Here is a 26,370-nt window from a genome sequence, read left to right on the forward strand (position 1 = left end):
CGACCGAGGAGTTCCTGGCCATGTCGTCCCTCCGCCTGACCGCGCTCGACGCGCTGCACCGCGCCCTCGGCGCGACCATGACCGACTTCGCCGGCTGGGACATGCCGCTGCGCTACGGCAGCGAGCGCGAGGAGCACCTCGCCGTCCGCACCAAGGCCGGCCTGTTCGACCTCTCGCACATGGGCGAGATCACCGTCACCGGCCCGCAGGCCGGCGAGATGCTGGACCACGCGCTGGTCGGCTTCGTCTCCGCGCTCGGCGTGCTGCGCGCCCGCTACACCATGATCTGCGCCGAGGACGGCGGCATCCTGGACGACCTGATCGTCTACCGCCTGCGCGAGGACGCCTTCCTGGTCGTCGCCAACGCCTCCAACGCCCAGCTGGTCCTCGACGAGCTGATCGCCCGTGCCAAGGGCTTCGACGCCGTCGTCACCGACGACCGCGACACCTACGCGCTGATCGCCGTCCAGGGCCCGGAGGCCACCGGCATCCTGGCGCAGACCACCGACGCCGACCTGCCCGGCCTGAAGTACTACGCGATCCTCCCCGCCCAGGTGGCCGGCCGCGAGGTGCTCCTGGCCCGGACGGGCTACACCGGCGAGGACGGCTTCGAGATCTTCTGCCACCCGGTCGACGCCGAGCCGATCTGGCAGGCGCTGACCGCCGCCGGCGAGGGCCGCGGCCTGGTCCCGTGCGGCCTGTCCTGCCGTGACACCCTGCGCCTGGAGGCGGGCATGCCGCTGTACGGGCACGAGCTCTCCACCGACCTCACCCCGTTCGACGCGGGCCTGGGCCGGGTCGTCCGCTTCGACAAGACCACCAACGAGGGCGCGTTCATCGGCCGCAAGGCGCTGGAGCAGGCCGCCGCCGCGGCCGAGACCAACCCGCCGAAGGTGCTGGTCGGCCTGGTCTCCGAGGGCAAGCGCGTACCGCGCGCCGAGTACACGGTGGTCTCCACCGACGGCGCCCCGATCGGCCGGATCACCTCGGGCGCGCCGTCCCCGACCCTGGGCAAGCCGATCGCGATGGCCTACGTCGACGCGGCCCACGCCACCCCCGGCTCCACCGTCGCGGTGGACGTGCGCGGCAAGCACGAGCCGGTCCAGGTCGTGGCGCTGCCGTTCTACAAGCGCGCCCGCTGAGGCGAGCGCGCCCGCTGAGGCCCGCCGAGAACCCCGCTTTCCCCCATACACGCACGTCGAAGCCGTCCGCGCGGCGGCCCGCTTCGTCGTGCCCGCTTCCCATCCTGGAGAATGACGCCATGAGCAACCCCCAGCACCTGCAGTACACCAAGGAGCACGAGTGGCTGACCGCCGCCGAGGCCGGTGTCTCCACGGTCGGCATCACCAAGCACGCCGCCGACGCGCTCGGTGACATCGTCTACGTGCAGCTGCCCGAGGTCGGCGACACCGTGACCGCCGGCGAGACCTGTGGCGAGCTGGAGTCCACCAAGTCGGTCAGCGACCTGTACTCCCCGGTGACCGGCGAGGTCGTCGAGGTCAACCAGGACGTCCTGGACGACAACGCCCTGGTCAACAGCGCCCCGTTCGAGGGCGGCTGGCTGTTCAAGGTCAAGGTCGAGGCCACCGACGAGCTGCTCAGCGCCGACGAGTACACCGCCCTCATAGGCGGCTGACCCCCGTGTGACGGGGCGGGCCGCGGCAGCGCGGCCCGCCCCACCCGCCCACCGGTCGCCCGCCACCGCCTTCGGATGGCGCGCCTCGTACGGCACCCCCCGACTCTCCTCCCAGGGAAGACCACCACCATGACGGTTCTCAACCAGTCCCTGCACGCCCTCGACCCGGAGATCGCCGCCGCGGTCGACGCCGAGCTGCACCGCCAGCAGACCACCCTGGAGATGATCGCCTCCGAGAACTTCGCCCCCGTGGCGGTCATGGAGGCCCAGGGCTCGGTGCTCACCAACAAGTACGCCGAGGGCTACCCCGGCCGCCGCTACTACGGCGGCTGCGAGCACGTCGACGTGGTCGAGCAGATCGCGATCGACCGCATCAAGGCCCTGTTCGGCGCCGAGCACGCCAACGTCCAGCCGCACTCCGGCGCGCAGGCCAACGCCGCCGCGATGTTCGCGCTGATCCAGCCGGGCGACACCATCCTGGGCCTGAGCCTGGCCCACGGCGGTCACCTGACCCACGGCATGAAGATCAACTTCTCCGGCAAGCTCTACAACGTGGCCGCGTACCACGTGGACGAGAAGACCGGCCAGGTCGACATGGCCGAGGTCGAGCGCCTGGCCAAGGAGCACCAGCCGAAGCTGATCATCGCCGGCTGGTCCGCCTACCCGCGCCAGCTGGACTTCGCCGCGTTCCGCCGGATCGCCGACGAGGTCGGCGCGCTGCTGATGGTGGACATGGCGCACTTCGCCGGTCTGGTGGCCGCCGGGCTGCACCCCAACCCGGTGCCGTTCGCGGACGTGGTCACCACCACCACCCACAAGACCCTGGGCGGCCCGCGCGGCGGCGTCATCCTGTCCAAGGCCGAGTACGCCAAGAAGATCAACTCCGCGGTCTTCCCCGGCCAGCAGGGCGGTCCGCTGGAGCACGTGATCGCGGGCAAGGCCGTCGCCTTCAAGGTCGCCGCCTCCGAGGAGTTCAAGGAGCGCCAGCAGCGCACCCTGGAGGGCGCCCGGATCCTCGCCGAGCGCCTGCTCCAGGAGGACGTCGCCGAGGCCGGCGCGTCCGTGCTCTCCGGCGGCACCGACGTGCACCTGGTCCTGGTCGACCTGCGCAACAGCCAGCTCGACGGCCAGCAGGCCGAGGACCGGCTGCACGAGGTCGGCATCACCGTCAACCGCAACGCCGTCCCGAACGACCCGCGCCCGCCGATGGTCACCTCGGGCCTGCGCATCGGCACCCCGGCCCTGGCCACCCGCGGCTTCCAGGCCGAGGACTTCCGCGAGGTCGCCGACATCATCGCCGAGGCGCTCAAGCCCGCCTTCGACGAGACCGTCGCCGCCGCGCTGAAGGCCCGGGTCACCGCCCTGGCCGACAAGTACCCGCTCTACCCCACCCTCGCCAACCAGGAGTGATCCGGCACGGTCGGGTCCGTCGGCCGTAGGGCCTGACGGACCCCGAGTGACCGGCCTCACCCCGCCGGAGCACCTGGGACCCCGGGGCACCGCGCACACTGGACAGTGCGCGCGGTGCCCCGTCCCGTGTCGGCCCCGGCCCCGCCCTGCCACTCCCTGCCCGCAAGTCCTTCCACGAGACCAGACAAGGACGTCCCCCGTGGCCATCAGCGTCTTCGACCTCTTCTCCATCGGCATCGGCCCGTCGAGCTCCCACACCGTCGGCCCGATGCGCGCCGCCCGGATGTTCGCCCGCCGCCTGCGGTCCGAAGGCCTGCTGGAGCAGGTGACGGGCGTGCGCGCCGAGCTGTACGGCTCGCTGGGCGCGACCGGCCACGGCCACGGCACCCCGAAGGCCGTCCTGCTCGGCCTGGAGAACCACTCGCCCCGCACCGTCGACGTCGACCAGGCGGACAAGGACGTCGAGCGGATCACCACCGAGAAGCGGCTCAGCCTGCTCGGCGAGCACGCCATCGACTTCGACCCCGACACCCAGCTGGTCCTGCACCGCCGCCGCTCGCTGCCGTACCACGCCAACGGCATGACCCTGTGGGCGTACGCGGCGGACGGCTCGACGCTGCTGGAGAAGACGTACTACTCGGTCGGTGGCGGCTTCGTGGTGGACGAGGACGCGATCGGCGCGGACCGGGTCAAGCCCGACGACACCGCGCTGCGCTACCCGTTCCGCACCGGCGAGGAGCTGCTGCGGCTCACCCGGGAGACCGGGCTGTCCATCTCCGGCCTGATGCTGGAGAACGAGAAGGCCTGGCGCAGCGAGGAGGAGATCCGCACCGGGCTGCTGGAGATCTGGTCCGTGATGCAGGAGTGCGTGCGGGCCGGCATGACCCGCGAGGGCATCCTGCCGGGCGGCCTCAAGGTCCGCCGCCGGGCGGCGGCCGCGGCCCGGGCGCTGCGCGCCGAGGGGATCGGCCCGGCCAACGCGATGGAGTGGGTGACCCTCTACGCGATGGCGGTCAACGAGGAGAACGCCTCCGGCCGCCGGGTGGTCACCGCGCCGACCAACGGCGCGGCGGGGATCATCCCGGCCGTCCTGCACTACTACCTGAACTTCATCCCGGGCGCTGACGAGGACGGCATCGTCCGCTTCCTGCTCGCGGCCGGCGCCATCGGCATGCTGTTCAAGGAGAACGCCTCCATCTCCGGCGCCGAGGTCGGCTGCCAGGGCGAGGTCGGCTCCGCCTGCTCGATGGCCGCGGGCGGCCTCGCCGAGGTCCTCGGCGGCACCCCCGAGCAGGTCGAGAACGCCGCCGAGATCGGCATCGAGCACAACCTCGGCCTCACCTGCGACCCGGTCGGCGGCCTGGTCCAGATCCCCTGCATCGAGCGCAACGGCATGGCCTCGGTCAAGGCCGTCACCGCGGCCCGGATGGCGCTGCGCGGCGACGGCCGGCACCACGTCTCGCTGGACAAGGCGATCAAGACGATGAAGGAGACCGGCGCCGACATGAAGATCAAGTACAAGGAGACCTCCCGCGGCGGGCTCGCGGTGAACGTCATCGAGTGCTGATCCCGGACGTTTGTCGGACGCCCCCGGCGGAACTCCCGTTCCGTCCGGGGGCTTTCGCATTTCCACTGGCCGACGGAGTGTCAAGGGCGCCATAATCCCGTCGAGTTGGTTCACGCCGGAGGGGGAGGCGAATGAACTTCCAGTCGTCCGAACAGTGGCAACCACCGCAGGAGCCGCCGCCGTCGCCGTACGCCGGGTCCGAGGCCACCCGGCTGATGTGCGCCGGGGTGTACCTCGACCCGGAGTTCCGCCGGCGGGTGATCGGCGAGCTGGTCGAGCACGACGAGCGCACCGTGCCGCCGTCGCTGGGCTTCGACCTGATCACCGTCCTGGCGCACGCGCTGCGGGCCCGCACGCTGGAGCTCTGGACCGGCGCGGTGCTCGCCGTGCTCTGGATCGGCTTCTGGTACAGCGAGATCCGGCCGGTCTTCGACGGCTCGCCGTCCGGCGCCTCGTGGTCCCCGTACAACCCGCAGAGCTACAGCTCGTACGCCAACTCCTCGTCGTCCGGCCAGCTGTTCGGCTCATCCGTCCAGCACGTGACGCTGCTCTTCGTCAACTTCGCCCTGCTGTACGCCCTGGTCACGCTGGTCTCCTGGTTCGCCAAGCCCGCGGAGGTCCGGGAGTACGCGCTGTACGCCCCCGCCACGCCGGGCGGGACCAGGGGCACGGCCCGGCGCTCCGGCGGCTGGCGCACGGCCGTCGCCGTGATCTTCCAACTCCTTTACTGGATGGCGGCGTTGTCCGGCCTGTTCAGTGGCACGGACCCGAAGGGCGTGGTGTTCCCGCTGATGCTCGCGGCGACGGTCGGCGGGCACCGGCTGCTGGTCGCGCAGGTCGTCCGGCGGGAACTGGGCCGCGACACCTTCGGCACCCGGCCGCCGCGCCCGCTGCCCGACCGGCCGTACTACCGCCGGCTGCAACAGGCGATCACCGCCGAGCAGTACTCCCAGCTCGTCGTCTACGACCCGGCAGACCCCTTCCTCGGCGCCGGATTCCCCTACCGCCCCTGGTCGTTCGCGCTGGAGCTGAAGCGCAGCAAGACCGGCCCGGTGGTCACCGACGCCGGCGACCTCACCGCCCGCGCGGTGCTCGACCTGATCGTCCCCCGTCTGGCCGCCCTGCGGCAGGCCGCCGCCGAGACCAGCCTGGACCGGCTGCGGGAGCTGGAGATCGAGCACCTGGTCTTCCTGCCGTACGGGCCGACCCGCGCCGACGTGCCGCGCGGCTCCGCCGAGATCAACCAGCACATCGCCGAGGCGGTGGACGAGGGCGGCGAGCGGCGCCGGCACTTCCTGCGGGTGCGGGTCGGTGCCTGGGACGAACAGGTGGTGCTGTCCGTCCTGCTGCGGGTGCACACCCAGGGGCAGCTGCTGGTGCTGGAGGTCGTCCCGCACGTGCTCGGGCCCGTGTGGCGCGACTACGAGTTGCTGGCGGACGCCATGGCCCAGCGGGGCGTACGGCTGCGGCGGCGCCGCCCGGCGGTGTCCGCGTTCACCGCCGCCCCGGCGGCACTGCGGATACTGCTGCACCCGGGCGGCCGGGCGAGCGGCACGACGGAGGACGACGCGTTCCTGGTGTCGGCCCGCCCGATGGTGTCGCTGCGCGAGCTGGCCGCCTCGCCGACCGTGTCGATCTTCCAGGAACTGGACGTCCACCGGTACCTGAAGACGGTCCAGGAGCGGATCATCGACGGCGTGCGCGAGGCGCTGCACAACCAGGGGTACGAGACCGGACGCTTCGAGCAGACGGTGGTGCAGGTGATGGAGGGCGGCATCCACATCGGGTCGATGAGCGGCGGCGCCGTCGCCACCAACGGCGGTACGGCGCAGACCGGAGTGAACGTCCCGGCCCAGGGGACCACCGGGCCGGCTTCGCGGCAGGCGAGTGCGGAGATCAGATGAGCGAGGAGCGGAACGTGCGACAGGACGAGGAGAGCACCCCCCGGCAGGGCGGCGGGGTCTCGATCGGCGCGATGACGGGCGGGGCGGTCGCCTCGGGCTCCGGCGCCAGCGCGGAGGACCGCTCGCAGCGGGTCGGCGGATCGGAGGCGCTGCCGGACGTCAGCGGGCTGACGGTGCCCGCACCGGCGGCGGGCGGGGTATCGGTCGGCGTGATGACGGGCGGCGCACTCGCCTCCGGGGAGAACGCCCGGGCGGTCGACGCCTCGGTGCGGATGGACGCCCCGGCTCAGCGGCTGCTGGCCTCACTGGGCGAGCTGCGGGGCCAACTCCCGCTGTTCGCGCAGGTGGAGGGCAACGGCGTCGCCGAGGTGGAGCAGGAGGTGGTGGCCGTCCAAGGCGCCCTGGAGGCGGGCGGCACCGCTCCGCGCCCCCGGCTGGAGCGGCTGCGGGACCTGTTGCGGAGCTCGGCCACGGCGGTCTCGGGGCTCGCCTCGGCGCTGGCGGTGGTGCAGGCGATCGAGCAGTTCCTGGGCTGATGGGCTGATGGGCTGATGGGCTGAGGCGGCGCGCGGAGGACGGGGGAGAGACGGTGGCGAGGTACTGGGACAGGAACCTCCAGCGGTGGGTGGACCGGCCGGTGGAGGGTACGGCTCCGCCGGTGCCTCCTGCGCCTGTGCCTCCACCCCCGCCAGTGCCCCTGCCTCCGCCAGTGCCTTCGGTTCCTCCGGCTCCTCCCGTTCCTTCGACTCCTCCCGTTCGTCCGGTGCCTCCCGTTCCTCCGGCTCCTTCGGTACCGCCGGAGACGCCCACGGTGCCGCCGAGGCCCCCGCTGCCGCCCGGGCCACCGGACCTACCACGCCCGGAGGAACCGCCGCCGGCGCGGCGGGCGCCCCGGCGGCTGCTGCTGGCGGCGCTCGCCGGGGCGCTCATCGGCGTGCTCGCGGGCGGCGGCGCCTACCTGCTGACCCGGCACGACGGCGGCGGCAAGCCGGTCGCCGTGGCGACCACGGCCACCGACAAGGCTTCGCCGACGGTGTCGACGCCTCCCTCCCCCACCAGGACCTCCACTTCGCCGTCCCCGACCCCCACCCCGACGCCCACGCCCACCCCGACGCCCACCGGCCCGGTCCTGACCCCCGTCCAGGACCCGAACGGCTTCACCCTGCTCGTCCCGGACGGCTGGCAGCGCCGGGTCGACAACCAGTCCGTGTTCTACGACTCCCCCGACCGCGCCAGCCTGGTCCAGGTGTGGCCGATGGAGGCCAAGTCCCCGTACGAGGAGGCCGCCGCCACCGACACCAGCCTGGCCACCCTGACCAGCCGGTTCCCCGACTACCACCGGATCCGGCTGGAGCAGAGCGCCGACGGCAGCGCCGAGTTGGAGTACTCGTACAACCTGTCCGGCTTCGGCGTCCGGCACGCGGTCGCCCACTTCTTCACCGGCCCGGACGGCGTCGCCTGGGCGATCCTGGTGGCCGGCCCCGAGGCCGGCGGGCCGGACCCGCTGCACGCCCTCCTCCAGTCGGAGCTCACCTCCTTCTGCTTCACCGGCCACTGCCCGCCCGCCTCCGGCTGACCGGGCCCGCTACGCCGGGGCCTTCTCCACGGACGCCCCGGCCTCCTGCGGCGCCCCGGCCGGGTCCGTACCCGGCCGGGCCAGGCAGGCGACCGCCGTCGCCACCGCCGCCAGGGCGACGCCTCCGGCCACCGTGCCGTGCAACCCTCCGGTGACCGCCTCTCCGATCGCGTCCCGGACGCTGCGGGGCAGCCCCGCCAGTGAGGCCGGGGTGAGCCCGCCGCCCCTGGTCAGCCAGGTGGCCTCGTCGGCCCCCAGCCGCTCGGTGAGCGAGGCGGTCAGGCGCGCCGTGTAGACCGCACCGAGCGCGGCCATCCCGAGCGAGCCGCCGATGCTGCGCAGCAGGGTCACCACGCCCATCGCCGCCCCCATGTCCTGGCGCGGCACCGCCCCCATCGAGGTCAGCAGGGTGCTCTGCGTCAGCAGGCCGATGCCGGTCCCGGCGACCGCGGTGAGCCCGGAGGCCAGGGCCACCGGCGTGTCCGTCCCCAGGAGCAGCAGCAGCGCGGCCCCGATCAGGGCCAGCGCCCCACCCAGCAGCGGGTAGCGGCGCTCGCCGCCCGGCCGGCTCATCAGCCGGGCGGTGAACAGCTGGGTGCCCATCATCCCCAGCATCAGCGGCAGCAGGAGCAGGCCGCCGGCGGTCGGCGACGCGCCCTGGACGAACTGGAGGTACTGCGGCAGGTAGCCGATCAGGGCGATCATGACCGCGCCGGCGAGGAAGCCCAATACCTGGGCGACGGTGAAGTTGCGGTCGCGGAACAGCGCGGGCGGGATCAGCGGCCCGGGAGCGCGCAGTTCGGTGCGGGCGAACCAGCCGAGCGCCACCACCGCGACCAGGCCGGTCCCGAGGATCCACGGCGAGGTCCAGGCGTACGTCGTCCCGCCCCAGCTGCCGACCAGGGTGAGCCCGAGGATCCCGGTGGTCAGCAGCGCGACCCCGGCCCAGTCGAAGGGTGCGCGGATCCGTTCCGTCCGCAGCCGCACCCCGAGGCCGACCGCGAGCAGGGCGAACAGCCCGACCGGCAGGTTGACGTAGAAGGCCCAGCGCCAGCTGAGCCGGTCGGTGAGGAGGCCGCCGAGCAACGGTCCGCCGACGAAGGCGATCGGCATCAGCACGCCGATCACCGACTGCATCCGCGCCCGGTCGGTGGCGGGGACGAGCACCCCGATCACCGAGAGCGCGCCGACCATCAGCCCACCCGAGCCGACGCCCTGGAGTGCCCGGAAGGCGATCAACTCGCCCATGTTCTGGGACAGTCCGCTCAGCATCGAGCCGATCAGGAACACCGCCACCGCCCACTGGTAGGCGCCCTTGCGCCCGTACAGGTCGCCGAGCCTGCCCCAGAGCGGGGTGGCGGCGGCGGAGGTGAGCAGGTAGGCGGTGACCGCCCAGGAGAGGTGTTCGAGTCCGCCGAGGTCGCCGACGATGGTCGGCAGTGCGGTGCCGATGATCTGCCCGTCGAGGGCCGAGAGGAAGATGCCGAGCATCAGCCCGAGCACGCCGAGCAGCGGCGGCCCGGGGCGGTCCTCGACCGGTTCCGTGGCCATGTCCGTTCCCCCTCCCCCGGGTTCAGACCGCGAACGGGCGGGCCTGCCGGGCGTCGTGCAACGCCTCAGCCCACCAGGCCAGCTGGTCGAGCATGGTCCTGGCGGCGGCGTCGGCGGCCGGGTCGTGCGGCTTGCCGTCGGCGTCGAAGCACTGGGAGGCACCGTGGAAGCTGACCGTGTTGCGGATCGTGGTGGCGTTCAACTCTGCCATCACCACCCGCAGTTGTTCGACGGCGCGCAGGCCGCCGGACAGGCCGCCGTACGAGACGAAGCCGATCGGTTTGCCGTGCCACTGCTGGTTGTGCCAGTCGATGGCGTTCTTCAGCGGGGCCGGGAAGCTGTGGTTGTACTCGGGCGTGACGAACACGAAGGCGTCGGCGGCCGCCAGCCGGGGCGTCACGGATTCCAGCAACTCGGAGTCGCCCGGGGGCAGTTCGCCGCCGAACGACGGCATGACGGTCGGCAGCGGGGTCTCGGCCAGGTCGACCAGGTCGGCGGCCATGTCGCCGCGGGCCTCCAGGTGGCCGAGCAACCAGTCGCCGACCACCGGGGCGAAGCGGCCGGCGCGGGTGCTGCCGAGCACGACCGCCACCCGCATGTTCTGTTCCGTGGACATGGATATCCCCCTCCGGGGCGATGTGTACGCCGTATCGGTTGGATACAACGTACACACGGAAGTGTACGGCGTCCACTGTCGAGATACGGCGTACACCCGGGTGGTACGGTGGTGGCGACCCCGCTGGAAGGAGCCCGCCCATGCCCGCCTCGCAGGCCCCCACCGGGGACAACCCCACCGGGAGCGACGACCGCGACAAGCCCCAGGTCTCACTCTGGGAGCGACTCGCCCGCCCGGCCCCCACCCCGCGCACCACGCTGACCCCGCACCGGATCGCCGAGGCGGCGGTCGCCATCGCCGACACCGAGGGCCTCGACGCCGTCACCATGCGCCGCCTGGCCACCGCCCTCGGCGTCGCCCCGATGGCCGCCTACCGGTACGTCTCCGGCAAGGACGAACTCATCGAGCTGATGGTCGACTTCGCGTACGGCCAGCTCCCCCTGGACACCCCCGCCGACAGCTGGCGCGAGGCCATGCACTCCATGGCCGTCCACCTGCGCGCCATGAACCTGGCCCACCCGTGGACCGTCCGGGCGGGCGCCCAGTGGACCGTTCGGGCGGCCACCCAGTTCTTCCTCAGCCCCAACCAACTCGCCGTCCCCGAGCGCGCGTTCGCCGCCCTCGCCGAAAGCGGCCTGGACGCCGACACCACCATGGCCGTCTTCCGCACCGTCTCCGGCTACGTCCACGGTTCGGTCGCCGCCGAGATCGCCCTCCAGACCCTGCGCGGCGACAACGGCTGGTCCGACGGCGACGAGACCCGCGCCGGCCTGGCCCCCCGAATGTCGTACCTGATGGGCACCGGCCGCTACCCCAACTACCAGCACTACCTCCACCAGGCCACCCGCAAGGACGACCCCGACTGGCAGTTCGAAACCGGCCTCGCCTGCGTCCTCGACGGCATCGCCGCCCACTTCGGCATCTGACCGCCGTCAGCCCTGCGCCTCCAGCCGGGCGGCGACGGTGCTCAGGACTGCACGAGGACCTGCTCGCCCTCTCCGGTCGGCTCTTCGAAGTTGGCCAGGTAGCGGCCGAACAGCTCCTCATCGACGGTGACGGAGTTGGCGCCCTCCTCGCCGTTGCGGACCGCGAGGCGAAGCTCCAGCGTCGTCCGGTCGGCCTTGAGGTGGATCAGTTCCCAACGGCAGCCGTGGCTCTCGACCAGGGCCTTGTAGTCATCGCGGGCGGCGCGGCTCCAGAAGCTGTAGTCCACCACCACGTCCCGCCCGGCCAGCATCAGCTCGACCAGTTCCTGCCGCTGCTCGCGGCGGACCTCCTCCTTGAGCCGGTCGTATGCCTCCTCCTCCAGCACCAGGCCGGCGTCGCGCTGCCCGAGCCGCTGCCAGACCACCTCGTCGATCGAGAGCCGGACGTAACCGCGCCGCACCAGCTCCCTCGCATACGTGGTCTTACCCGCTCCCGGAAGACCACACATCAGCACCACCGTGCTCATCTGCTGCGTCACGGAGCCAGGTTAGCGCCGAAGACACGCCAACCTCCGTGGCGATGGGGGCGCTTGCTGAAGCGGACGCCGTTGCGCAGGAAGTCGGCCGGGCCGACTTCCTGCGCAACGAGGGCTACGGCTACCGGCGGCTCGGGAGCGCGAGGAGGGCCAGGGCGCCGGCGAGGACGGCGAGGCCGCACCAGGAGAGGGCGGGCAGGCGCTCGCCCAGGGCCGCGACGCCGAGGACGGCGGCGACGGCGGGTTCGGCGAGGGTCAGGGTGGTGGCGGTCTGGGCGGAGGTGTGCCGCAGGCCGTGGCCGAAGAGCCGGTACGCGAGGAAGGTGGTGATCGCCGCGAGGTGCAGCACCACGCCCGTCCCCCGCGCCGAGAGCAGCCAGCCCGTCGGACCGCTCAGCAGCACCGGCAGCACCAGCACCGCCGCCCCGCCGAACATCGTGCCCATCACCCCGGCCGACGGGTGCCCGGCCGCGATCAGCCGCCCGCCGACCAGCGAGTACACCGCGTACGAGAGCCCCGCGAGCGCCGCCAGCAGCACCCCGAGGAGGTCCACCGCCGCCCCGCCGCCGGTGAGTTCGGGGCCCAGCACCAGGACGGCGCACCCGAGCACGGCCAGCGCCGTGGCCCCGGCCCACCGCCCGTCCGGCCTCCCCTGCCGGGCGAGCCACCCCAGCAGCCCGGTGAACACGGGCGCACTGCCGAGCGCGATCACCGTGGCCACCGCGACCCCCGTCCGGCTCACCGCCGGATAGAAGGTGACCGGGTACCCGGCAACCGCCACCGCCCCGACCACCAGCAGCCACCGTTCGCGCGCCCCGCACCGGCGGGGCAGGGTCCAGGCGGAGCGGTCGGTGAGGAACAGCAGCAGCCCGCCGAGCACCAGTGCGGCGGCCCCGATTCCCGCCGCCGGGGCGCCCGAGGGGGCCAGTGAGCTGGCCGTCCCGGTGGTGCCCCACAGCAGGGCGGCGATCAGGATCGGCACCGGCCCGCCGAGCGGTCGGGTGCGGCGAGGAGCCGTGGAAATGGAACGGGCAGGCGTGGACAAACGATTCGGCACAGTCGTGAACTTCCGTCGTCGAAAACCGTCAGGGGAACTGGTTCCGAGAACGGGCGCACGCCATCAGCCCACGGCGGCTTCAACGAGCCAGGCCGGGGCAAAGGGGATCAAGCCACCGAAGCGCGCGCCCGATCAGGCGCTGAGCGGTGGCAGCACGACGTGCCAGTACAGGTTCACGAGCCCGATGCTACCGGTCCCGCACAGGAAGTCGACGGGCCCGAGTTCCTGTGCGGCTTCCCCGGGCGGCGGCCCGAGCGCAGGGGTCTCACCAGCCTCCGATCAGCTGTCCCGCCCCTGCCGGGGGCGCGTTGACTCCCGCGCGCACCAACTGACGGCCCGGTGCGCGGCCTGCTGCCCTAACTGACCGCCAATCACCCCCTACGCTGAGTGGCCGGCCCATCGGCTCATCGGAGGTATCGCTCATGCGCCGCTCACGCCTTGCGCTGTCCCTGGCCCTGACCGTCGTGGTCGCCTCCGCCCTGGTCGCCGCCGACGTCGTGCAGGACGAGTCGATCCGGTCCGTCAGCCTGCCGGTGCTCCGCGACCCGCAGGCCCAGCAGAAGCTCCACCTCATGACGGACCCGGTGCAGGACTGGGTGGAGTCCGGCGACCCGGCGGCGGCCGGCTACGCGGGGACGGTGATCGACGCGTCGAACCAGCACGCCGACATCTACTGGAAGGGCGAGGCCCCGGCCGAGGTCCGGTCACTGCTCGACGCGCACGCCAGCCCCGGCTACACCGTCGACGTCCACCCCAGCCCGTACTCCCGGGCGCAGATGCGCGCCGCGATCGACAAGTTCACCGCCGCCGTGGAGCGCGAGGCGTGGACGTCGATCGGCCCGCAGGAGGACGGCTCCGCCATCGCGATCACGTACTCGCCGACGAAGGCGACGCGGCTGACCGGCGGCACCGCCACCGAGCAGGCGTACTCCCGGCGGGCCGCCGAGATCGCCGGGATGCCGGTGACGGCCACCGTCGAGGGCACCCCGGTGGCACTGTCCGGAAGCCGGCACTCCGACAGCGCGCCGTACTACGCGGGCGCCGAAGTGAGCAGCAGCAAGGCCGAGTTCTGCTCGACCGCGTTCAGCGGCTGGAAGGACAGGACGAAGGTGCTGCTGACCGCCGCGCACTGCGGAGGCGGCCGGTACTACAACGGCACCGGCGGCTACATCGGCGACCTGTACGCGACCGGCGCCGGCCTCGACGTCGGCATGATCGCGATCAACGGGAACGGCGGCGGCCGGTTCTACGACGGCGCCTGGTCGGACAAGGGCGGCTCGTCCCGGCACACGTACGGGGCCGGGCGCAACAACGTCGGGGACCTCATCTGCCTCAGCGGCGCGCAGTCGGGGTGGAAGTGCGACGTGGAGATCAAGAGGGTCGACGTGGAGACGACGAACAACGAGGGCACGAAGATCAAGCCGGTGGACGTCGCGGAGTCCAAGGGCGGCGACCGGCGGGCGATCGGCGCGAAGGGGGACAGCGGCGGCCCGGCCCTGGCGAACCCCTCCGGCCCGAACGGCGACATGGAGGCCCGCGGCGTGATCGTGGCCGGCCGGACGGAGGTCGCCTGCCCCGCCGGATCGACGGCGCACTCGACGACCTGCTACTCGCAGGTGCTGTACGTGCCGATGACGCCGGTGGTGAAGCAGATGGGCTTCTCGATCTCCTGAGCGGGTCGGCTGCGCGAGAAGTCGGCCCACCCGACTTCTCGCGCAGCGCCTCAGGTGGAGAGTTCGCGCCTCAGTCGCATGGAACCAGATTGAGACGGGCGGGCGAGGGGAGGGCGAGTTCGCACCAGACGGTCTTGCCGATGTAGCCGTCGCCGCGGAGGTGGGCGCCCCAGGAGGTGGCGAGGGCGGCAACGAGTTCGAGGCCGCGGCCGGATTCGTCGTCGGTCGACGCGTGGCGGGGGGACGGGAGTTCGGAGTTCGCGTCGGAGACCTCGATGCGGAGGACGGAGAGGGTGGGGAGGAGGATCCGGACTCCGATCAGGCGGTCACGCGGGCCGCTGGCGTGGCGGCAGGCGTTGGTGACCAGTTCGCTGAGGAGGATCAGCGCGGTCTCGGCGGACTCGACGTGCACGTCCCACTCGTAGGCCTGCCGGAGGAGACGGATACGGGCACGGCCGGCGCTGCGGGGGAGGCGGGGGAACATCCACTCGACGGCGTCGATGGGCTGAGTGAGCATCAGGGTCCTTGGGGGGCGTACGGACGGCTTCACTCGCAAGGGCTGAGTTCGGCCATTTCACCCTTCAAGCGTCGGCAGGCGGGCATAGCCTCAGCAGTAACACGGCAAGTACAGCGAGAGCTTGAACCGCCCTACGACCAGGGCAGGGAGGGGCGCCGGGCGATGAGCACGCCGAAAGAGAACCCGATGTCGTGGAAGTACTGCGGCGACCAGCTCAAGCGGTGGCGCACTCGCGCGGGCGTGACTCGGGAACAGTTGGCCAAGGCGGCCTGCTACGACATCGAGAGCGTGCGGTCGATGGAGGCGGGGAGGAGGAGGCCGTCGTTCAAACTGCTTCAGGCGGCCGATGAGTTGTGCGATGCAAAGGGGATACTGCTGGGGGCGGAGGACTTCCTGCAGCCGGAGAAGTTCTCGTCTTACTCGCGGGGCTACACCGAAGCCGAGCGTGAGGCGATCACCTTCCACGCGTACTCGACCCTGCTCATCCCAGGCCTGCTACAGACTGAGGAGTACGCCCGAGAGACCATCAGCAACTCATACCCGCCGTTGGATGATGAGACGGTCTGCGCTCGCGTCACCGGCCGCATGCAACGTCAGGAGCGTCTACACAAGCACCCCACCGTCTTTCACGGCTTCGTGATCCACGAAGCCGCGCTCAGAGCGACTGTCGGCTCCAACGGCCTCATGAAGCGGCAACTCAACCACCTGCTCGATGTCGGAGAGCTACGAAACGTCTCCATCCAGACCCTGCCACTTGATCGAGCCGCGTACGCGGCACTCAACGGGCCCGTGATCCTGCTTGAATCTCCCGATCACAAGCAACTCGCCTATGTCGAGGGACAGAACACCGGAATCCTGTACTCCGAGGCAGAACGTGTAAACCTTCTCGCTCAGCGCCATGGCATGATCCGCACGCAGGCCCTCAGCATTGAGGAGTCGAGAGCCTTCATCGAACGGATGGCGGAAGAGCTATGAGCACCATGCTTCAGTGGTCCAAGTCCAGCTACAGCACGACGGATGGCGGAGAGTGCATCGAAGTCGCCTCCTCCCCCTCCGCCATCCACGTCCGCGACTCCAAGGACAAGGCCGGCCCGACCCTCACCTTCTCCCCCGAAGCCTGGTCCGCCTTCCTCTCCTTCGCCTCCGAAGCTCAAGCGGCACAGGCCGAGTGACCCCTCAATGGAACGGGTGGGAAACCACCTTCCAAACCCCCACGTACGCAGCACATATGACTTATCGTGACGACTTCGCCACAGTCGGTTCCCCCGTGTAGCGTGCGCATCAACGAAACAACCCCCGCCGGTGCTACCAACACCGAACGGGGGCCTGACCGGCACGATCGAACGGAACTCGATCCTGTGGCTACCCACGACTCTACCGCCATGGCCGCGCCCGGATACGGCAAGCAGTCCGCCCCGGACCAACTCCCCCGCTCCGCCGCCGACTTCTCCCACCTCCCGGCGCGCGAGGCCTACCTCGCCTCGCTGATCGACCACCTCCCCGACGGCGCCGCCATGGACGTGAAGACCCTCGCCACGCTCCAGCCCCACTACGGGCAGATGGCGTGCCGCACAGCCCTCACCAAGCTCTCCACCGCAGGTCACCTGCGTCGCGTCCGGGAGCGTCTCAGCTCCAAGGACTGCCGCTGGGTGTTCCACACCTACTTCTCCCGCACGCCCCGCTCCGACGCCTGGTGGGCGCGCTTCCTCGCCACGGGGGAGGCGTCAACGTCCGGCGCACCCGATCCCCCGCAGGAACGAACGCTCAACCGGACCTCCCCCACCTCGGCCGCCTACGCCGCCCTCGCCGGCCTCGGCCTGGCCGACCCCAGGCTCGCCCTCTCGGCCGCCGACTGCACTGCGCTGGAACCGCTCGCCGCCGAGTGGCTGGCCCGTGGCACCACCCCGGCCCTCTTCACGGCCGCCCTCACTACGGGCCTCCCGCCCGACGTCCACAGCCCGGCGGCCTTCACCCGCCGCCGCCTGATCGACAAGCTACCCCCGGAACGCCACCCACAGCAGCCGCAGCCCCATCCCACCCGCATCCTCGAATGCACCGACTGCCGCACCCCCTGCCGCCCGCACGCCCTCCTCGGCGGCCTCTGCCGCACCTGCCGCAGCCCCCACCCCACCGAGGCCCCACCACCCCGCCCCGGCGCCCTCTCCCCCGCCGCCGTCCACCGCCACGCCACTCGCGCCCGCGACACCCTCCGCAGCCACAACATCCCAGCGGTGCACACCCGTTGACATGTCGCCCACAGCAAACGGGGTCCTAGACTTCCTATAAACAGATTGGACCAGACGCATGGCGGGTGAGCGTTGGACGAACGACAGTGGGCCTTCTACGAGGGCGCGGACGGATCGACGCCGGTGCGCAAGGACTTGGAGAAGGCCCGTCTCGCGTCCCACGAAACCACCAAACTCGCCGCTCTGATGCGGCGAGTCCAGGACCGGCAGACCCTGCCGGGCGACGTCAAAGACCTCGGCAACGACCTCCTTGAGGTTCGGCTCACCGGCAACCGTCGCATCTTCCGGCTCCTCTACGCCGAGGAGGCCGGCGGCCTCGTCCTCCTCGCGCTGTGCTTCTTCCAGAAGAAGTCCCAGAAGACCCCGCCGAACGAACGCGACACGGCCGAGAGGCGCCTTAAGGATTGGCGGAACCGTAACCCGAAAGACTGAGCACCCGGTTCTCGGTATCGGTTTTGGGCGATACTGTTGAATCAACGGGAGGGGAGGACGACCATGGCACCCACGCTGCATGATCTACTCGGCATCGACCCGAACGACCCCCGCACCGCAGCAGGCCTGGAAGACGCCGAGGCCTACGCCGCGCTGGTGGAGACGCTCGTCGTGGCCCGCATCAAGTGCGGCCTCACGCAACGCGATGTCGCCCAGCTCATGGGAACGACCCAGTCAACGATCTCGGCCTTCGAACGAGCGGGTGGCGACGCCCGCTACTCCACCCTGCAGCGCTACGCGCGGGCGGTCGGCGCCCGGCTCCACAGCCTGGTCGACCACACCGGCTCGGCCGTCACACCTGCCTGGCAACCCGCTCCGGTCGAGGTCGAGGTCCAGGTGGCCCTCCGGGAGCGCGGGCCCGGGTCCCGCCCCGCAGCCTGGGACGCCGACACCCCGAGGACGGTGAGCACCTGATGGCGAAGCCTTCCGCGGGCAAGCAGCTGCGACGGTTCGGCGGCGTCGACGAGCTCGCCGACGCCGCCGAACTCCTGGACGTCACGTTCCTGGAGATCTCCGGCCGCCGCCTCTTCGACCGGCCGGAGGAACGCCGGGAGGAGGACGACCGGACATCGCTGCTCGCATGGCTCCGCGAGGCGGACGACGGGACCGGACTGGAGGTCCGGTGCCGCCTTGAGCTCGGCAACACCCAGGCGAACTTCGCGGTCGACGCCGTGGCCGCGTTCACCGTCGGCGAGCCGTTCGAGCTGGAGCCGGCCCTCCAGCAGGAGTTCATCGAGCTGATCGGCGTCACCATCCTCTACCCCTACCTGCGGGAGTCGGTGCACAGCACCGCGGTGAAGCTCGGAGTCGACACCCCGATGCTGTCGCTGCGCAATCCCTGGGCGGCGGCTCGACAGGTACAGCACCAAGGATCATGAATATTCACAGGCCTTGGCGTGAACCTATGCGGGATCCCAAGGTGAACTAAGTTACAAACCTTGAAATCCAAGTCACCCAGTTTGCCCACATGCTGAGATCCGTGCGATAGTCAGAGCAGCCCAACGGCGGGCGACAGAGCGCGCCGACCTGGGCGTGGAGACTTCGGCGGGCCCGACCTGGCACTGCCGACGCCCATCGCGCGGCACGCACCCCCTTGGCCGGCGCGATGACCTGCAGGGGCCCCCATCCGCCGGACCACGGCGAATCCGGGGGCCCTGCGTGTATCCGGAGACGGAATCCCCAAGGCGGAACCCGGGAGACGGAATCCCCAAGGCGGAACCCGGGAGACGGAATCCCCGAGGCGGAACCCGGGAGACGGCCCCCGGGCCTCAGTGCCGCTCGCGGATCCTCAGCTCGAACCAGACGCCCTTGCCGCGCGGCAGCAGGTCGGCACCCCAGCGGTCGGCCAGGTCGTCGACGATCCTCAGCCCGCGGCCGCGCTCGTTCACCGGCTGAGCCTCCGCCAGGATCATGCAGGGCATCGCGCGGGAGGAGTCGCGGACCTCGACCCGCAGCCACCCGGGCTTGCGGCTGACGTGGAGTCCGATGGTGCGCCCGGCGGCGTGCCGCACGGCGTTGGAGACCAGCTCGCTGGTGAGCAACTCCCCTGCCTCCAGGTGCTGGTGGAGCTCCCAGGACTCCAGGACGTTCAGCACCAGTCTGCGGGCCACCGGGCCCGATGACGGCCGGGACGGCAGTCGCGCCTCGTTCGGCGCGTGCTGGTCGCACAGTCTGTCGGTGTACATCTCCTGGAGTTCGTCGGAGCTGAGCCGCTCCAGCGCCGAGAGCCCTCCGTGGACCTCGATCCACGACGCCTCGGCGACCACGCCGGCCCCGGGAACCGATGACTGATCTGTTTCGCCCCAACCCGCCATGCGGACCATCATTGCGGAACGCAAGCGGCCGCGTACGGACAATGAGCAAACGATCTCCCCGCGTCGGCATATGCCGGGTGCAAGCAGGCATCAACCCGGGCCCGACTCTGTCAAGCCCGGGTTGACATCGGGCCGCCACCCCGGTGGCGGCCCACCGCCCCGGCTACCAGGCGCTCCAGGCCAGGTTCCAGCCGCTCAGTCCGTTCGCCGGGTCGAGCGTCTCCTTCTTGGTGGAGTTCTTCACGACCACCACGTCCCCCACCAGCGAGCCGTCGTAGAACTTGCCCATCGAGGTGCCGTCCCCGCCGCCCTTGACGTCCTTGAGGCCCACGCAGCCATGGCTGACGTTGTCCTCGCCGAAGACGTTGCTCCAGTAGTTGCCGTGCACGTACGTCCCGCTGGTGGTGAGCCGCATCGAGTGCGGCACCTGGAGGTCGTACGGCGCGCCGGTCATGCCGGGCATGGTGCTGGACTGCATCCGCACCACTCCCTCCTTGGACATGACCACCATCGTCCCGTTCCAGGTGGGGTGTTCGGGCGAGCCGGAGGTGATGTCGATGTCGCTCGACTGTTCGCCGTTGACCACCGTCATCCTGTGCGCGGCGGCGTCAACCGTCGAAATCTGGGACCGCCCGATCGTGAAGGGCTCGTCCCGGTCGGTGCCGTACACCCCAGGGGTGATCTCCACGTTCTTGAGCCGGTAGTGCACGACCACCTTGGTGCCCGGCTTCCAGTACTGCTCGGGGCGGAAGTCCAGCCGGCGGTCGTCGAACCAGTGGCCCTTCACCACCGTGCCGTTGTCGGTCTCGAAGGTGATGCCCCGGACGACCTCGTCCTTGTTCTTGACGTCCTTGCTGAAGTTCACCGAGACGATCATCCCGACGCCGTACGTCGCGTTGTCGTCGACGTTGTCGGCGGCCTTGGCGAGCGCCGTCGGGGTCAGCGTGGTGAAGCTGCTGTCCGCGGTGGTGACCGCGCCCCCGGCGTCCGCGGCCATCGCGCTGACCTGGTAGGCGGTGCCCACCGCGAGACCCGCCGACGGGGTCCAGCTGGAGCCGTCCGCGGCGATCGTGCCCGGGACCTCCTTGCCGGTCGGGTCGCTGACCTTGACGGTGGTCAGCTTGCCGCCCGTCGCCCCGACCTTGAGCGCGTTCGGCGCCACGTCCACCGCGCCGTTCTTCGGCTCGATGTTCACCACCGCCGTCGGCGCCTTCGACGCCTTCGGCGTCGCACCGCCCGGCGCGGCGGACTGGGAGGCGGCCGCACCGGCCCCCAGGTCGGCCTTGGCCGCGCTCCCGCTCCCGCCGCCGCCCCCGCCGCAGGCCGCGGTCAGCGTCATCGCCCCGCCGACCAGACCGGCGGCCACCACCCTGCGTATCGACCTCATCGTCGATTCCCTCCCTCAGAACTCCCCGTGGTCCCGACGGACCCGACCGCTTATACGTGTCCGGCCATCGGAAAGGTTGCGCGCTACAAGGGGCTCGACGCCCCGAAAACAGAACGGCCCGCCCCCAACGGGTGAGGATCGGGCCGTTCGGCGAAAAACCCCGGCCGGACTACCAGTTGGCCCAGGCCACGTTCCAGCCGCCCAGCCCGTTGGAGGGCGCGACGGTCTTCTCCTTGCTGTTCACGATCTTCACGACGTCGCCGATCATCGAGTCGTTGAAGAACTTGCCGGCGACGGAGGAGTCACTGCCGCCCTTCTCGTCGGCCATCGAGACGCAGCCGTGGCTGGCGTTGGTCTTGCCGAAGGGGCTGGCCCAGTAGTTGCCGTGCACGAAGGTGCCCGAGGTGGTCAGCCGCATCGCGTGCGGCACGTCCTGGATGTCGTACTCGCCGCCGAGACCGACGGTCTGCGAGTTCATCCGAGTGACCTTCTCCTTGGACATGACCACCATCGTCCCGCCCCAGGAGGGCGTGGCGTCCGCGCCGAGGGTGACCGGCACGGTGGTGCTCTTGCCGTCCCGCTCGATGGTCATCTGGTGCGACTTGGCGTCCGCCGTCGACACCTGCGAGCGGCCGATGGTGAACGGCTCGTCCTTGTCCACGTCGCCGTAGACGCCCGGCGAGACCTCGACGCTCTTCAGCCGGTACTTGACGGTCACCTTGGTGCCCGGCGCCCAGTACTGCTCCGGACGGAAGTCCAGCCGCCGGTCGCCGAACCAGTGGCCCTTGACCACGGTGCCGTTGCTGCTCTCGAAGGAGATGCCCTTGGCGACGGCCTCCTTGTTCTTGACGTCCTTGCTGAAGTTCACCGAGACGATCATCCCGACGCCGTAGGTGGCGCCGTCGGCGATGTTGTCGTTGGTGGAGACCTTCTTGTCCGGCGTCAGCGTGGTGAACGTGGTGGTGGACGCGGCCACCAGGCCGTCGGCGTCCTTGGCCTGCGCGTTCACCTTGTACGCCATGCCGACGGCGAGGCCCGCCGCGGGCTTCCAGCCGGCGCCGTCCGGGGTGATCGCGCCCTCGACCGGCTTGCCGTTCTTGTCGGTCACCTCGACCGTCGTGAGCTTGCCGTTGGCGACGGACACCTGCAGCGCGTTCGGCGCGGCGTCCTGGGCGCCGTCCTTCGGCTCGACGGCGAGCACGGCCGCCGAGGCCTTCGGCTCGGCCGAGGCGCCGGCCGGGGCGGCGGCCCCGTTCGCGTCGGCCGACGCCGGCGCCGCGGCGCCGTTGCTCGAACCGCCGCCCTTGTCGTCGTTGCAGGCCGCGGTGAGCAGCAGCACCCCTCCCATGACCAGCGCCATCGCGCCCCTTCGCCGATAGCGGCTGGTGGTGCGTATCGCGGCGCCGACCGTCTTACCCGTCTTCACGGTTTCTCCCCTCCCGGTGTCCACTCACTTGACGCGTTGAGTGCCCCCATGAGTTGCACGGGCCCGCCGATCTTTCCGATCGGGCCCGGACGCGCCGGAGCAGGATAGCCGGGCTGTCCTGGTGAATCCTCGGCGGTGGCGAGTGGATCTTGAGTGAACCCCCCGTGAAGGCGGTGTCCCCGGCCCCTCGCGCTCCCGGCCCCCACCCGCCATCCGCCGGTAAGCCCCCGTTCAGCGGCTTCCGCTCCGCGCAATCCGGGAAGGAGAAGGTGCACGGGGTCCGGGACACCCCGCCCAGGGAGGGCACGGACATGGCGTCAGGGCAGGAGCTGGAAGCCGGGGTACGGCCGGACGGCCGTCCGCACCCCGCCGAGCCGCCGTGGCCCGGCAGCTGGCAGCCGCTCGGCGCCCGCTTCCGCACCGACCAACTCGGCCACCAGGGCACCAACTTCGCGCTCTGGGCGGCCGGCGCCGAGGCCGTCGACCTGTGCCTGTTCGACGAGGACGGCCGGGAGAGCCGGCACCGCCTGACCGAGCAGGACCTCCGGATCTGGCACGGCTTCCTGCCCGGGGTGCGCCCCGGCACCCGCTACGGCTTCCGGGTGCACGGCCGCTGGGACCCGTGGACCGGCGCCCGCTGGAACCCGGCCAAGCTGCTGCTCGACCCGTACGCCCGGGCGATCGACGGCTGTTACACCTCCCACGACGCGGCCTGCTCCGCCGTCCGCAACTGGCCGGAGGCGGACGTCGCCGACACCGTCCGGGACAACCGCGACTCCGCGCCGTACGTGCCCAGATCCGTGGTCGTCCACGATGACGACGACTGGTACGACGACCACCGCCCGAAGACCCCGTGGGCCGAGACGGTGCTCTACGAACTGCACGTGCGCGGCTTCACCATGCGCCACCCCGACGTCCCGCCCCACCTGCGCGGCACCTACGCCGGCCTGGCCCACCCCGCCGCCGTCGCCCACCTCACCCGCCTCGGCGTGACCGCCGTCGAGCTGCTGCCGGTGCACCAGCACGCCAGCGAGGACCACCTGCAGGCCCGCGGCCTGGTCAACTACTGGGGCTACAACACGATCGGCTACTTCGCCCCGCACGCCGGCTACTCGGCCGCGGGCTCGCGCGGCGGCCAGGTCGGCGAGTTCAAGCGGATGGTCCGCGCCCTGCACGCCGCCGGGATCGAGGTGATCCTCGACGTGGTGTTCAACCACACCGCCGAGGGCGGCGCCCTCGGCCCGGCGCTCTCGCTGCGCGGCATCGACAACGCCGCCTACTACCGCCTCGCCCCGCACCGCCCGCGCGGCTACGCCGACTACACCGGCTGCGGCAACACCCTGGACACCCGCCGCCCCCAGGTGGTCCGGCTGATCACCGACTCGCTGCGCTACTGGGTCACCGAGATGGGCGTGGACGGCTTCCGCTTCGACCTCGCGGCCGCTCTGGCCCGGAGCTCGGACGGCGTCGACATGGACCACCCCTTCCTCGCCGCCGTCTCCCAGGACCCGGTGCTCAGCCGGGTGAAGCTGATCGCCGAGCCCTGGGACGTCGGCCCGGGCGGCTACCAGGTCGGCGCCTTCCCCCCGCTCTGGGCCGAGTGGAACGACAAGTACCGCGACACCGTGCGGGACTTCTGGCGCGGCGCCCGCCCGGACGTGCGCGAGCTCGGCTACCGGCTCTCCGGCTCCTCCGACCTCTACCAGCGCGGCGGCCGCCGCCCGTACGCCTCCGTCAACTACGTGACCGCGCACGACGGTTTCACCCTGCGCGACCTGGTCTCCTACGACCGCAAGCACAACGAGGCCAACGGCGAGGCGAACCGGGACGGCACCGACGACAACCGCTCCTGGAACCACGGCGCCGAGGGCGAGACCGCCGACCCGCGGGTCAACGCGCTGCGGCTGCGCCAACTGCGCAACCTGATGGCCACGTTGCTGCTCTCGACCGGCGTCCCGATGATCACCGCCGGGGACGAGTTCGGCCGCACCCAGGGCGGCAACAACAACGCCTACTGCCAGGACGGCGAGGTCAGTTGGCTCGACTGGTCGCTGCGGGAGGAGCCCGGCTGGCGGGAGCTGTGCGAGCTCACCGCGCGGCTGGTCCGGCTGCGCCGGGCCCACCCGGTGCTGCGCCAGCGGGCGTTCTTCTCCGGCCGGGCCGCCGCCCCCGGCGGCCAGCCCGACCTCGCCTGGTTCACCCCGCTCGGCCAGGAGATGACCGAGGCCGACTGGTTCGCCCCGACCGCCTGCCTCGGCATGCTGCTGTCCGGCACCGCGATGTCCGAACGGGACGGTGCCGGGCGGCCGTTGCGCGACGACAGCTTCCTGCTGCTGCTCAACGCGGGCCGCGATCCGGTGGCGTTCACCCTGCCCGGCGAGCCCTGGGCGGCGCCGGAGGCCGGGTACGAGACGGTGGTGGACACGGCCTCCGCGGGCGCGGACGAGCCGTGCCCGCGGGGCGCGGTGGTGCTGGGCGGGCGCTCGCTGCGGCTGCTGCGCGCCCCCGCCCACCCGGACTGATCAGCTGAAGGCGTGCCCGACCTCGACGTTCTCCAGGATGCCGATCGCGTCCGGCACCAGGACCGCCGCCGAATAGTAGGCGCTGACCAGGTAGGAGGCGATGGCCTTGTCGTCGATGCCCATGAACCGGACGTTCAGGCCGGGCTCGACCTCGTCCGGGATGCCGACCTGGGTGAGGCCGACCACGCCCTGGTTGTCCTCGCCCACCCGCATCGCGATGAAGGAGGTGGTCTGGTTCGCGGCCACCGGGATCTTGTTGCACGGGAAGATCGGCACCCCGCGCCAGACCGGCCGGTGCCTGCCGAGCACGTCGACCGTGCCGGGGTAGACGCCGCGCCTGCTGCACTCCCGCTCGAAGGCCGCGATCGCCTTCGGGTGGGCGAACAGGTAGTCGGTGTCACGGCGCATGCTGAGCAGCTCGTCCAGGTCGTCCGGGGTGGGCGCGCCCGCATGGGTCTGGATCCGCTGGTCGAAGTCGGCGTTGCTGAGCAGGCCGAACTCCGGGTTGTTGATGATCTCGTGCTCCTGCCGCTCCCGCAGCGCCTCGATGGTCAGCCGCAGCTGCTCCTCGGTCTGGTTCATCGGCTTGTTGTAGAGGTCCGCCACCCGGGTGTGCACCTTGAGGACGGTCTGCGCGACGCTCAGCTCGTACTCGCGCGGCTCCAGCTCGTAGTCCACGAAGGCGGTGGGCAGCTCGTACTCGCCCTCCCGGCCGGCCTCCAGGTCGATCTTCGCCTCGCCGTGCGCGTTCTGCGCCTGCGCGGCGTCGGTGGCGAAGCCCAGCAGCTGCTCGCGCAGCGTCTCGGAACGGCCGACCAGATCCTGGAACACCGCCCAGTTCAGCGCCATCGCGACCCCGGAGGTCGCCGCCTTCACCGTGTACGGCCAGGCGCCGCCGCCCTCGGTGAGCGCCTCGTCGCCGAGGTGGTCGCCGTCGGCGAGGGTGCCGACCAGCGTCACCTCGCCGTACTTGCCGGTGCCGAGCCGGTCGACCTTGCCGTGCGCGATCAGGAGCACCTCCTCGATCGGCGCGCCCTCCTGCACCAGGACGTCACCCGGGTTGAAGTCCCGCTGCACGAACCGGCGGGCCAGCTCGCCGAGCATCCCGTCGTCCTCGAAACCGCGCAGCGCCGGCACCTCCCGCAGCGACGGGGCGATCACCGACACCGTGGAGCCGGTCTTGGAGAAGCTCACCCGGCCGCGGTCGACGGCGTAGCTCAGACGGCGGTTGACCCGGTAGGTGCCCGCGCTGACCTGCACCCACGGCAGCACCTTGAGCAGCCAGCGGGTGGTGATCTCCTGCATCTGCGGCTTCGACTTAGTCGTCGTCGCCAGGTTCCGCGCAGCGGCCGTGCTGAGGCTGAGCTGGGCCCGCACCTGCACGGTGGCGGAACCCGGGGAGGGCTCGGTCTCGACCGTCATGTCCACACTCCTGTCACTCACGTACCAATGAACAGCCGTCAGCAGATGTCATCGGCCGATCGGCCGGAGCTCGCAAGGGGCGCACGACGCAC

At 71.4% G+C, this 26,370-nt stretch carries 25 protein-coding genes; 16 read left to right on the forward strand and 9 right to left on the reverse strand.

All coding sequences use genetic code 11. The annotated features are described in order from the left end of the window. Positions 1 to 20: 20 nt before the first annotated feature. From gcvT to RZ50_RS03375, 7 genes are all read left to right on the forward strand, one after another. Positions 21 to 1,142 (forward strand): glycine cleavage system aminomethyltransferase GcvT, encoded by a 1,122-nt coding sequence (gene gcvT, locus RZ50_RS03345; protein ID WP_196951328.1) that lies wholly within the window; start codon positions 21 to 23, stop codon positions 1,140 to 1,142. 119 nt (positions 1,143 to 1,261) lie between these two features. Then, positions 1,262 to 1,636 carry a glycine cleavage system protein GcvH gene (gene gcvH, locus RZ50_RS03350; protein WP_196951327.1) on the forward strand — a complete coding sequence of 125 codons (375 nt, stop codon included), beginning with the start codon at positions 1,262 to 1,264 and terminating at the stop codon, positions 1,634 to 1,636. Between the two features lie 129 nt (positions 1,637 to 1,765). Continuing rightward, positions 1,766 to 3,046 carry a serine hydroxymethyltransferase gene (gene glyA / locus RZ50_RS03355; RefSeq protein ID WP_196951326.1) on the forward strand — a complete coding sequence of 427 codons (1,281 nt, stop codon included), beginning with the start codon at positions 1,766 to 1,768 and terminating at the stop codon, positions 3,044 to 3,046. A 199-nt stretch (positions 3,047 to 3,245) separates the two neighbouring features. After that, positions 3,246 to 4,613, forward strand: a complete 1,368-nt coding sequence (locus RZ50_RS03360; RefSeq protein WP_196951325.1) for an L-serine ammonia-lyase — start codon at positions 3,246 to 3,248, stop codon at positions 4,611 to 4,613. A gap of 131 nt (positions 4,614 to 4,744) precedes the next feature. Further along, positions 4,745 to 6,517, forward strand: a complete 1,773-nt coding sequence (locus tag RZ50_RS28830; protein WP_254801966.1) for a hypothetical protein — start codon at positions 4,745 to 4,747, stop codon at positions 6,515 to 6,517. Further along, on the forward strand, positions 6,514 to 7,053 hold the full coding sequence (locus RZ50_RS03370) for a hypothetical protein (RefSeq protein ID WP_196951324.1): 540 nt from the start codon (positions 6,514 to 6,516) through the stop codon (positions 7,051 to 7,053). Before RZ50_RS28830 ends, RZ50_RS03370 begins: the two co-directional genes overlap by 4 nt. 275 nt (positions 7,054 to 7,328) lie before the next feature. Next, entirely contained in the window at positions 7,329 to 8,093 is a 765-nt protein-coding gene (locus tag RZ50_RS03375; RefSeq protein WP_196951323.1) for a hypothetical protein, read from the forward strand. 9 nt (positions 8,094 to 8,102) lie between these two features. Here the strand turns inward: RZ50_RS03375 and RZ50_RS03380 are convergent, their stop codons facing one another. After that, entirely contained in the window at positions 8,103 to 9,644 is a 1,542-nt protein-coding gene (locus tag RZ50_RS03380; protein ID WP_254801967.1) for an MFS transporter, read from the reverse strand. 22 nt (positions 9,645 to 9,666) lie between these two features. Next, positions 9,667 to 10,260 carry an NADPH-dependent FMN reductase gene (locus RZ50_RS03385; protein WP_196951322.1) on the reverse strand — a complete coding sequence of 198 codons (594 nt, stop codon included), beginning with the start codon at positions 10,258 to 10,260 and terminating at the stop codon, positions 9,667 to 9,669. 140 nt (positions 10,261 to 10,400) lie between these two features. On the opposite strand from RZ50_RS03385, the gene RZ50_RS03390 reads away from it, so the two are divergent. Beyond that, the gene (locus tag RZ50_RS03390) at positions 10,401 to 11,186 is read left to right on the forward strand and encodes a TetR/AcrR family transcriptional regulator (protein WP_196951321.1); all 786 of its coding nucleotides are present in this window, start codon (positions 10,401 to 10,403) and stop codon (positions 11,184 to 11,186) included. A 41-nt stretch (positions 11,187 to 11,227) separates the two neighbouring features. On the opposite strand, the gene RZ50_RS03395 is transcribed toward RZ50_RS03390, so the two are convergent. Both RZ50_RS03395 and RZ50_RS03400 read right to left on the reverse strand, forming a co-directional pair. After that, positions 11,228 to 11,725 carry an ATP-binding protein gene (locus RZ50_RS03395; RefSeq protein ID WP_196951320.1) on the reverse strand — a complete coding sequence of 166 codons (498 nt, stop codon included), beginning with the start codon at positions 11,723 to 11,725 and terminating at the stop codon, positions 11,228 to 11,230. Between the two features lie 118 nt (positions 11,726 to 11,843). After that, positions 11,844 to 12,704, reverse strand: a complete 861-nt coding sequence (locus RZ50_RS03400; protein WP_308271302.1) for an EamA family transporter — start codon at positions 12,702 to 12,704, stop codon at positions 11,844 to 11,846. A 497-nt stretch (positions 12,705 to 13,201) separates the two neighbouring features. Here RZ50_RS03400 and RZ50_RS03405 point away from each other — a divergent pair, with 497 nt between their 5' ends. Then, positions 13,202 to 14,452 (forward strand): hypothetical protein, encoded by a 1,251-nt coding sequence (locus RZ50_RS03405; protein ID WP_196951318.1) that lies wholly within the window; start codon positions 13,202 to 13,204, stop codon positions 14,450 to 14,452. A 70-nt stretch (positions 14,453 to 14,522) separates the two neighbouring features. Here RZ50_RS03405 and RZ50_RS03410 read toward each other — a convergent pair whose 3' ends face one another. Continuing rightward, positions 14,523 to 14,969, reverse strand: coding sequence for an ATP-binding protein (locus RZ50_RS03410; RefSeq protein WP_254801968.1), 447 nt, complete (start codon positions 14,967 to 14,969; stop codon positions 14,523 to 14,525). A gap of 162 nt (positions 14,970 to 15,131) precedes the next feature. On the opposite strand from RZ50_RS03410, the gene RZ50_RS03415 reads away from it, so the two are divergent. The 6 genes from RZ50_RS03415 (at position 15,132) to RZ50_RS03440 (ending at position 18,585) form a co-directional block, all read left to right on the forward strand. Then, a complete protein-coding gene (locus RZ50_RS03415) occupies positions 15,132 to 15,944 on the forward strand; it encodes a helix-turn-helix transcriptional regulator (RefSeq protein ID WP_196951317.1) in 813 nt (270 codons plus the stop codon). Beyond that, on the forward strand, positions 15,941 to 16,141 hold the full coding sequence (locus RZ50_RS03420; RefSeq protein ID WP_196951316.1) for a DUF397 domain-containing protein: 201 nt from the start codon (positions 15,941 to 15,943) through the stop codon (positions 16,139 to 16,141). The genes RZ50_RS03415 and RZ50_RS03420 overlap by 4 nt, the downstream gene beginning before the upstream one ends. 210 nt (positions 16,142 to 16,351) lie before the next feature. Further along, on the forward strand, positions 16,352 to 17,215 hold the full coding sequence (locus RZ50_RS03425; RefSeq protein ID WP_196951315.1) for a hypothetical protein: 864 nt from the start codon (positions 16,352 to 16,354) through the stop codon (positions 17,213 to 17,215). Positions 17,216 to 17,287: 72 nt separating this feature from the next. Continuing rightward, entirely contained in the window at positions 17,288 to 17,647 is a 360-nt protein-coding gene (locus RZ50_RS03430; protein WP_196951314.1) for a type II toxin-antitoxin system RelE/ParE family toxin, read from the forward strand. A gap of 63 nt (positions 17,648 to 17,710) precedes the next feature. After that, positions 17,711 to 18,121 (forward strand): helix-turn-helix domain-containing protein, encoded by a 411-nt coding sequence (locus RZ50_RS03435; RefSeq protein ID WP_196951313.1) that lies wholly within the window; start codon positions 17,711 to 17,713, stop codon positions 18,119 to 18,121. After that, entirely contained in the window at positions 18,121 to 18,585 is a 465-nt protein-coding gene (locus RZ50_RS03440; protein ID WP_196951312.1) for a hypothetical protein, read from the forward strand. Before RZ50_RS03435 ends, RZ50_RS03440 begins: the two co-directional genes overlap by 1 nt. Before the next feature lie 390 nt (positions 18,586 to 18,975). On the opposite strand, the gene RZ50_RS03445 is transcribed toward RZ50_RS03440, so the two are convergent. The 3 genes from RZ50_RS03445 to RZ50_RS03455 form a co-directional block, all read right to left on the reverse strand. Then, positions 18,976 to 19,473: an ATP-binding protein gene (locus RZ50_RS03445; protein WP_308271306.1), complete on the reverse strand. Its 498-nt coding sequence runs from the start codon at positions 19,471 to 19,473 to the stop codon at positions 18,976 to 18,978. A gap of 211 nt (positions 19,474 to 19,684) precedes the next feature. Then, on the reverse strand, positions 19,685 to 20,908 hold the full coding sequence (locus tag RZ50_RS03450) for an Ig-like domain-containing protein (RefSeq protein ID WP_196951311.1): 1,224 nt from the start codon (positions 20,906 to 20,908) through the stop codon (positions 19,685 to 19,687). Between the two features lie 169 nt (positions 20,909 to 21,077). After that, positions 21,078 to 22,334 (reverse strand): Ig-like domain-containing protein, encoded by a 1,257-nt coding sequence (locus RZ50_RS03455; protein ID WP_308271308.1) that lies wholly within the window; start codon positions 22,332 to 22,334, stop codon positions 21,078 to 21,080. A 311-nt stretch (positions 22,335 to 22,645) separates the two neighbouring features. Between RZ50_RS03455 and glgX the strand changes: the two genes are divergently transcribed. Then, positions 22,646 to 24,856: a glycogen debranching protein GlgX gene (glgX, locus tag RZ50_RS03460; RefSeq protein WP_196951310.1), complete on the forward strand. Its 2,211-nt coding sequence runs from the start codon at positions 22,646 to 22,648 to the stop codon at positions 24,854 to 24,856. Here glgX and RZ50_RS03465 read toward each other — a convergent pair whose 3' ends face one another. Beyond that, positions 24,857 to 26,278, reverse strand: a complete 1,422-nt coding sequence (locus RZ50_RS03465; protein WP_196951309.1) for a family 2B encapsulin nanocompartment shell protein — start codon at positions 26,276 to 26,278, stop codon at positions 24,857 to 24,859. Positions 26,279 to 26,370 lie beyond the last annotated feature (92 nt).

It is taken from the genome of Kitasatospora sp. SUK 42, from assembly GCF_015776785.2.
GTDB lineage: Bacteria > Actinomycetota > Actinomycetes > Streptomycetales > Streptomycetaceae > Kitasatospora.

Coding starts and splice junctions, on each gene's coding strand:
- gcvT (WP_196951328.1), top strand. CDS start 21: ATGTCGTCCCTCCGCCTGACCGCGCTCGACGCGCTGCACCGCGCCCTC.
- gcvH (WP_196951327.1), top strand. CDS start 1,262: ATGAGCAACCCCCAGCACCTGCAGTACACCAAGGAGCACGAGTGGCTG.
- glyA (WP_196951326.1), top strand. CDS start 1,766: ATGACGGTTCTCAACCAGTCCCTGCACGCCCTCGACCCGGAGATCGCC.
- RZ50_RS28830 (WP_254801966.1), top strand. CDS start 4,745: ATGAACTTCCAGTCGTCCGAACAGTGGCAACCACCGCAGGAGCCGCCG.
- RZ50_RS03370 (WP_196951324.1), top strand. CDS start 6,514: ATGAGCGAGGAGCGGAACGTGCGACAGGACGAGGAGAGCACCCCCCGG.
- RZ50_RS03380 (WP_254801967.1), bottom strand. CDS start 9,644: ATGGCCACGGAACCGGTCGAGGACCGCCCCGGGCCGCCGCTGCTCGGC.
- RZ50_RS03385 (WP_196951322.1), bottom strand. CDS start 10,260: ATGTCCACGGAACAGAACATGCGGGTGGCGGTCGTGCTCGGCAGCACC.
- RZ50_RS03390 (WP_196951321.1), top strand. CDS start 10,401: ATGCCCGCCTCGCAGGCCCCCACCGGGGACAACCCCACCGGGAGCGAC.
- RZ50_RS03405 (WP_196951318.1), top strand. CDS start 13,202: ATGCGCCGCTCACGCCTTGCGCTGTCCCTGGCCCTGACCGTCGTGGTC.
- RZ50_RS03410 (WP_254801968.1), bottom strand. CDS start 14,969: ATGCTCACTCAGCCCATCGACGCCGTCGAGTGGATGTTCCCCCGCCTC.
- RZ50_RS03415 (WP_196951317.1), top strand. CDS start 15,132: ATGAGCACGCCGAAAGAGAACCCGATGTCGTGGAAGTACTGCGGCGAC.
- RZ50_RS03420 (WP_196951316.1), top strand. CDS start 15,941: ATGAGCACCATGCTTCAGTGGTCCAAGTCCAGCTACAGCACGACGGAT.
- RZ50_RS03425 (WP_196951315.1), top strand. CDS start 16,352: ATGGCCGCGCCCGGATACGGCAAGCAGTCCGCCCCGGACCAACTCCCC.
- RZ50_RS03435 (WP_196951313.1), top strand. CDS start 17,711: ATGGCACCCACGCTGCATGATCTACTCGGCATCGACCCGAACGACCCC.
- RZ50_RS03440 (WP_196951312.1), top strand. CDS start 18,121: ATGGCGAAGCCTTCCGCGGGCAAGCAGCTGCGACGGTTCGGCGGCGTC.
- RZ50_RS03450 (WP_196951311.1), bottom strand. CDS start 20,908: ATGAGGTCGATACGCAGGGTGGTGGCCGCCGGTCTGGTCGGCGGGGCG.
- glgX (WP_196951310.1), top strand. CDS start 22,646: ATGGCGTCAGGGCAGGAGCTGGAAGCCGGGGTACGGCCGGACGGCCGT.
- RZ50_RS03465 (WP_196951309.1), bottom strand. CDS start 26,278: ATGACGGTCGAGACCGAGCCCTCCCCGGGTTCCGCCACCGTGCAGGTG.